The organism is Inquilinus sp. OTU3971, from assembly GCF_038440215.1.
In genome coordinates, this window is sequence record NZ_JASATH010000312.1 from 1 (window position 1) to 5,500 (window position 5,500).

The following is a 5,500-nucleotide window of genomic DNA, read 5'->3' on the forward strand; positions in this document are numbered from 1 at the left end:
GCGGGGTGCGGGGGCGCTGCCCGGCCTGGTGGTGGGGGGGCGGCGCCGCCGCTGGTGGTGTCGTCGTCATTCTTGGCTCCCTCTCGGCTGTTGTCGTTTCCGCCCGGGCCGATCCGGACGAGGGGGCTACAGGACCTTGCCGGGGTTGAGCAGCCCGCGCGGGTCCAGCGCGTCCTTCAGCCGGCGCATCAGCGCCAACTCCGCCTCGCTGCGCACATAGGGCAGGTACGGCTTCTTGGTCAGGCCGATGCCATGCTCGGCCGAGATCGTGCCGCCGAACTCGCGGACCATGGCGTAGACGGTCTCGACGATCTCCTGCTTCGGCTGCGGCTCGGCGCCGGGCACGCCGGCGACGATGTGCAGGTTGCCGTCGCCGATATGGCCGTAGAACAGCGCGAAGATGCCGGGCAGGCGCTGCTCCAGCGCCGTGCGGCAGGCCTGGACGTAATCGTCCATCGCCGCCACCGGCAGGCCGATGTCGAAGGATTCGTGCGGCCCCAGCACCTGCTTGAACTCGGCCGCGGCGTCGCGCACGCCCCAGAAGGCGCGGATGTCGGCCAAGGACTGCGCCACCGCCGCGTCGGCGATGACGCCGTCCTCGGCCTGACGCTCGAGCCAGGCCTGGAAGCGCGGGCCGTCCACCGCCTCGTCGGTGCCCTGCGCCTCGACCAGCACGTAGCCGGCGTGGCCGCCGGAGATCGGGCTGCGGATGCCCGGGACCCGCTGCGTGACCACGTCCCAATAGTCCGGCCACATCACCTCGAAGGCCGAGAGCAGCGGCCCCAGCCCGCGCCGGGCCGCGTTCAGAAGCGTCACCGTGTGCTCGTAGCTGGACAGGCCACAGAGGGCGGCCATGGTGCAGCCCGGCTTCGGGAACAGGCGCAGCACCGCCCGGGTGATCACGCCGAGCGTGCCCTCGCTGCCGATGAACAGGTGCTTCAGGTCATAGCCGGCATTGTTCTTCAGCATCTTGTTGAGGCTGGTGACCACCTCGCCGCCCGGCAGCACCACCTCGATCCCCAGCACCATCTCGCGCGCCATGCCGTAGCGGATCACCCGGTTGCCGCCGGCATTGGTCGAGAGATTGCCGCCGATGGCACAGGAGCCGCGGGCGCCGAGGTCGAGCGGGATGAAGAAGCCGGCCTCGTCCGCCGCCTGCTGCACCGCCTGCAGCGGCGTGCCGGCCCGCACCGTCATGGTGGCCGAGGCGGTGTCGATCTCCTCCACCCCGACCATGCGCTCCAGCGACAGGGCGACCGAGCCCGCCACCGGCCGGGCGCCGCCGCACAGCCCGGTCAGCCCGCCCTGGGGCACCACCGGAACGCCGTGCTCGGCGCAGATCCGCATCGCCGCCGCCACGCCCGCGGTGTCGGCGGGTCGGACCACCGCCAGCGGCCGCAAGGGGCCGAGCGTGCTCCAATCCGATTCGTTGCGGGCCGGGATATCGGGTCCGGCCAGGACCGCGGCGGCGCCGAGCGCGGCGGTCAGGGACGGGATGAGGGCGTCCGGGGTCGTCACCGCCTGAACCAAACTGTCCTCCCTCGCGCTCTGGCGTCCAGCCTCGCCCTGCCGGGATGAGATGCCTATTCCGGGCATCCAATCCGTAGCATCATGTCAGACATATCATCTGACATGTTAGTGGAGCAATGGTGAATGTCAGACAAATCATTCAAGGTGGAGCAGTAGCCTGAAATATTGATCGTCATGGCGAGCCGCGCGGCGCCTCGCCATGACGAAGAGCGATCGGAGAATCGAACTCAAAGGCCGCTGATAGGAGAGAGCCCGTCAGCCGATGGCGCGCATCGCCACCACCGCCGCCACGCCGACCAGGATGGTGGCGAGCAGCGGCAGGCGGGTGGCGGCGACCGCGGTGACCAGCGCCGCCGCGGTCTCCGGCCAGCCGGTGGCCAGCACCATCGGCGCGATCACCGCGGTCAGCACCGCCGGCGGCGCCGCGTCGAACGCCGCCTTCAGCCGGCCCTGCAGCCGCAGCCGCCCGACCAGGAACAGGCCGGAGATCCGGGTCAGGTAGGTCACCACCGCCATGCCCAGGATGGCGGCCAGGGTGGCCGGATCGACGCTCATGCCGGCACCTCCTCCGGCTCGGCGGCCAGCCAGGCGGCGGCGATGCCGGCCAGGGCCCCGGCCGCGACATGCCAGGGCGGGCCGGCCAGGTGATAGACCAGGGCGGCGGTGACCAGGCTGGCGGCGATGGTGAAGGTGCTGCGATGCCCTTTCCAGAAACCGACGACCAGGCCGATGAACAGGGCGGTGAAGGCGAAATCGGCACCGATCCGGGCCGGGTCGCCGATCGCCGCGCCGATCACGGCACCGAGCGTCCCCCAGACCAGCCAGTTCAGATAGAAGAACCCGCCCATGCCCAGGAAATAGGCCGGCGTCAGCGCGCGCCCCGTGGCCCGCCGTTCCGCCATCGCCCAGTTCTCGTCGGCCAGCACCGCGTAGCCGAGCAGGCGCTGGGCCCAGGTGAAGTGCCCGGTGCGGCGGGCCAGCGACAGGCTCATCAGGATGTGGCGGGAGTTGATCAGCAGGGTCGACACCACCAGCGTCGCCACCGGCACCGGCCAGGACCACAGGTCGATGGCCGCGAACTGCGCGCCGCCGGCGAAGACCAGCGCGCACATCAGCGCCATCTCGGCCGGCGACAGGCCCTTGGCGGCGCCGAGCGCGCCGCAGAGCAGGCCGATCGGGATCGCGGCGATGGCGGGCGTGAGGATGTCGCGGATGCCGTCCAGGGCATCGCGCCGGAGGTCTCGGGTCATGCGGAAGCCGATGCTGGGATCAGAGATGAAGGCCGGCCCGGTAGGCGCCGGGGGCAACGCCCAGCCGCGCCTTGAAGGCGTGGGTCAGATGGGCCTGGTCGCAGAAGCCGGTGGCGGCCGCGACCTCGGCCGGCGCCTCGCCCGCCCGCAGCCGGCGCCGGGCGGCCTGGACGCGCAGGTTCAGCAGATAGGCGTGCGGCGTCATCCGCAGCTCGCGCCGGAAGGCGCGGATCAGGTGGTGGCGCGACAGCCCGGCCTCGGCGGCGAAATCGTCGAGCGACAGCTCCTCGGCATAGCGGTCGCGCATCAACTCGGTCACCCGGGCGATCCGGCCCGAATCAGATGCCGGCTCGACCGGGCGGAACGCGGCGTGGCGGATCAGGCAACGGCCATAGGCGCGCAGCAGCAGCTCGTCCATCGCCAGGGCGTCGCCCCGGGCCTGGGCGGCGAAGGCCTCGGCGAACAGCGCCACGGTCTCGGGGTCGTGCACCGCCGGCTGGGGGAAGAACGGGGTCTCGGTCACCGACCGGCCGGCGATCTCCGCTGCCAGGCGCCGCATCTGCTCGACCGAGGGGTAGGTCATGCGGTAGCGGTAGCCGCCGCCATAGGGCTCGCCGTCATGCGCGTCCTCCGGGTTCACCAAAGCGAGGTCGCCGGGGCCGCCATAGCGCTGCTCGCCGCGGGCGAGAAAGGTCTCGCAGCCGGCGAAGATGCCGCCGATGGCATAGGTCTCGTGCATGTGCAGGGCATAGCGATGGGTACGGAACGTCGCCTCCAGGCATTCCAGCCCGTCGAAGCCCGACGCCGTGAAGAACCGCGACCGCTCGCCCTGCGCGAGCGGCTCGGCCGCCACCGCCTGTTCCTGCGTGATGCTGTCCATCGGCCCGATCATAGGGCCGGGCGCCGCCCCGTCTTGTAGAAAATCGGCATATCGGGGCGGGCATGCTTTGCATCGTCACGATCGATACAGCAATCGGGCATTGGCCGAGAGGTGCCCGCCGGAGCGATAGTCCGCGGGCAATGCAGGGAACGAACGCCATGAGCACGATCAAGGAAGCGCAGTCCTGGAGCGCCGAGGGCTATGCCCGCAACGCGCGCTTCGTCGCCGATCTGGGCCAGCCGGTGCTCGAGCTGCTGGCGCCGCAGCCGGGCGAGCGCATCCTCGATCTCGGCTGCGGCGACGGCGCCCTGACCGCGAAGCTGGCCGCGGCCGGCGCCGAAGTGGTCGGCGCCGACGCCTCGGCCGAGCTGGTGGCGGCGGCCCGCGCGCTGGGCCTGGACGCCCGCATCGCCGACGGCCAAGCCCTGGCCTTCGCGGCCGAGTTCGATGCCGTGTTCAGCAACGCCGCCCTGCACTGGATGCGGCAACCCGACGCCGTGATCGCCGGCGTCCGGCGGGCGCTGAAGCCGGGCGGCCGCTTCGTCGGCGAGTTCGGCGGCCATGGCAATGTCGCGGCGATCGTCACCGCCCTGGTCGCGGCGCTGAACGCCCGCGGCCTGGACGGCGCCGCCCGGATGCCCTGGTTCTTCCCGACCCCGGCCGAATATGCGGCGAAGCTGGAGGCGCAGGGCTTCCGCGTCGACAGCATCGGGCTGGTGCCGCGGCCGACGCCGCTGCCGACCGGCATGCGCGGCTGGCTCGACACCTTCGCCAACCCGCTGCTGGACGGCGTCGGCGGCGCGGCGCGGGCCGAGATCCTGGACGAGGTCGAGGCGCTGCTGGCGCCCAGCCTGCGCGACCAGTCGGGGAACTGGAGCGCCGACTATGTGCGGTTGCGCTTCGCCGCGACGCTGGCGTCATGACCGCGGCGGCACGGGCCGAAGGCGGCCGGCGCGGCGAGGCGGTCGGCTACCTGCTGGCGATCCTCGGCGTGCTCGCCTTCTCCACCCGGCCGGTGCTGATCCGGCTGGGCTATTCCGAGGGCGTCGACGCCGAGACCCTGCTGGCGCTGCGCATGGGCCTGTCGCTGCCCTTCTTCGTGGCGATGTGGGCCTGGGCCCGGCGCCGCGCCGCGGGGCCGCTGGCGCTGGGCGACCTGCTGCGCACCGTGGCGCTCGGGCTGCTCGGCTACTGGATCGCCAGCTATTGCGACTTCCTGGGGCTGCGCACGGTGCCGGCCGGGCTGGGCCGGATCATCCTGTTCCTGTACCCGACCTTCGTGCTGGTGCTGTCGGCCGTGGTGCTCGGCCGGCGGCCGCAGCGGCGGGAGATCCTGTGCCTGGCGGTCGCCTATGCCGGGCTGTTCCTGGTGCTGGACGCCGCCGCCGACAGCTTCGACGCGGCCCGGCTGGGCGGCGCCGGGCTGATCCTGCTCAGCGCCGTGGCCTATGCCGCGTACCTCGTCTGGGGCAGTGAGACGGTGCCGCGGATCGGCAGCACCCGCTTCACCTCCATCGCCATGATGTCGGCCTGCGTCGCCTGCATCGCCCAGTTCTTCGTGCTGCGCCCGGCCGACCACCTGCTTGTGTCCGGCAAGGTGCTGGGCATCGCCGCCTGGATCGCCGTGATCGGGACGGTGCTGCCGGTCTGGGCGACCAGCGAGGCGCTGAAGCGGATCGGCGCAGCGCGGGCGGCGCTGTTGGGCGCGCTCGGTCCCGTCTCGACCATCCTCCTGGCCTGGGCCGGGATGGACGAAGGGCTGACGGGGCTGCAGGTTGTAGGAGCGCTTCTGGTGCTGGGCGGCGTCGGGCTGCTGACGCTGCCGCGACGCTGACCGCAA

At 72.0% G+C, this 5,500-nt stretch carries 6 protein-coding genes; 2 read left to right on the plus strand and 4 right to left on the minus strand.

Annotated elements, in window-relative coordinates; all coding sequences use genetic code 11:
- Positions 1-126: 126 nt before the first annotated feature.
- From AAHM41_RS38535 to AAHM41_RS38550, 4 genes are all read right to left on the minus strand, one after another.
- Complete coding sequence (locus AAHM41_RS38535; protein WP_342241931.1) at positions 127-1,530, minus strand: FAD-binding oxidoreductase; 1,404 nt, start codon at positions 1,528-1,530, stop codon at positions 127-129.
- 255 nt (positions 1,531-1,785) lie between these two features.
- Positions 1,786-2,085: an AzlD family protein gene (locus tag AAHM41_RS38540; protein WP_342241932.1), complete on the minus strand. Its 300-nt coding sequence runs from the start codon at positions 2,083-2,085 to the stop codon at positions 1,786-1,788.
- Positions 2,082-2,780 (minus strand): AzlC family ABC transporter permease, encoded by a 699-nt coding sequence (locus AAHM41_RS38545; protein ID WP_342241933.1) that lies wholly within the window; start codon positions 2,778-2,780, stop codon positions 2,082-2,084. Before AAHM41_RS38545 ends, AAHM41_RS38540 begins: the two co-directional genes overlap by 4 nt.
- A 19-nt stretch (positions 2,781-2,799) precedes the next feature.
- Complete coding sequence (locus tag AAHM41_RS38550; protein WP_342241934.1) at positions 2,800-3,660, minus strand: AraC family transcriptional regulator; 861 nt, start codon at positions 3,658-3,660, stop codon at positions 2,800-2,802.
- 158 nt (positions 3,661-3,818) lie between these two features.
- Between AAHM41_RS38550 and AAHM41_RS38555 the strand changes: the two genes are divergently transcribed.
- Both AAHM41_RS38555 and AAHM41_RS38560 read left to right on the plus strand, forming a co-directional pair.
- Positions 3,819-4,583, plus strand: coding sequence for a class I SAM-dependent methyltransferase (locus AAHM41_RS38555; RefSeq protein WP_342241935.1), 765 nt, complete (start codon positions 3,819-3,821; stop codon positions 4,581-4,583).
- Entirely contained in the window at positions 4,580-5,494 is a 915-nt protein-coding gene (locus AAHM41_RS38560; protein ID WP_342241936.1) for a DMT family transporter, read from the plus strand. The genes AAHM41_RS38555 and AAHM41_RS38560 overlap by 4 nt, the downstream gene beginning before the upstream one ends.
- Positions 5,495-5,500: the final 6 nt, after the last annotated feature.

What these genes read in the sequence shown, in the direction of transcription:
- AAHM41_RS38550 (WP_342241934.1), bottom strand. Translation starts at nt 3,660, where the DNA reads ATGGACAGCATCACGCAGGAACAGGCGGTGGCGGCCGAGCCGCTCGCG.
- AAHM41_RS38560 (WP_342241936.1), top strand. Translation starts at nt 4,580, where the DNA reads ATGACCGCGGCGGCACGGGCCGAAGGCGGCCGGCGCGGCGAGGCGGTC.
- AAHM41_RS38540 (WP_342241932.1), bottom strand. Translation starts at nt 2,085, where the DNA reads ATGAGCGTCGATCCGGCCACCCTGGCCGCCATCCTGGGCATGGCGGTG.
- AAHM41_RS38545 (WP_342241933.1), bottom strand. Translation starts at nt 2,780, where the DNA reads ATGACCCGAGACCTCCGGCGCGATGCCCTGGACGGCATCCGCGACATC.
- AAHM41_RS38555 (WP_342241935.1), top strand. Translation starts at nt 3,819, where the DNA reads ATGAGCACGATCAAGGAAGCGCAGTCCTGGAGCGCCGAGGGCTATGCC.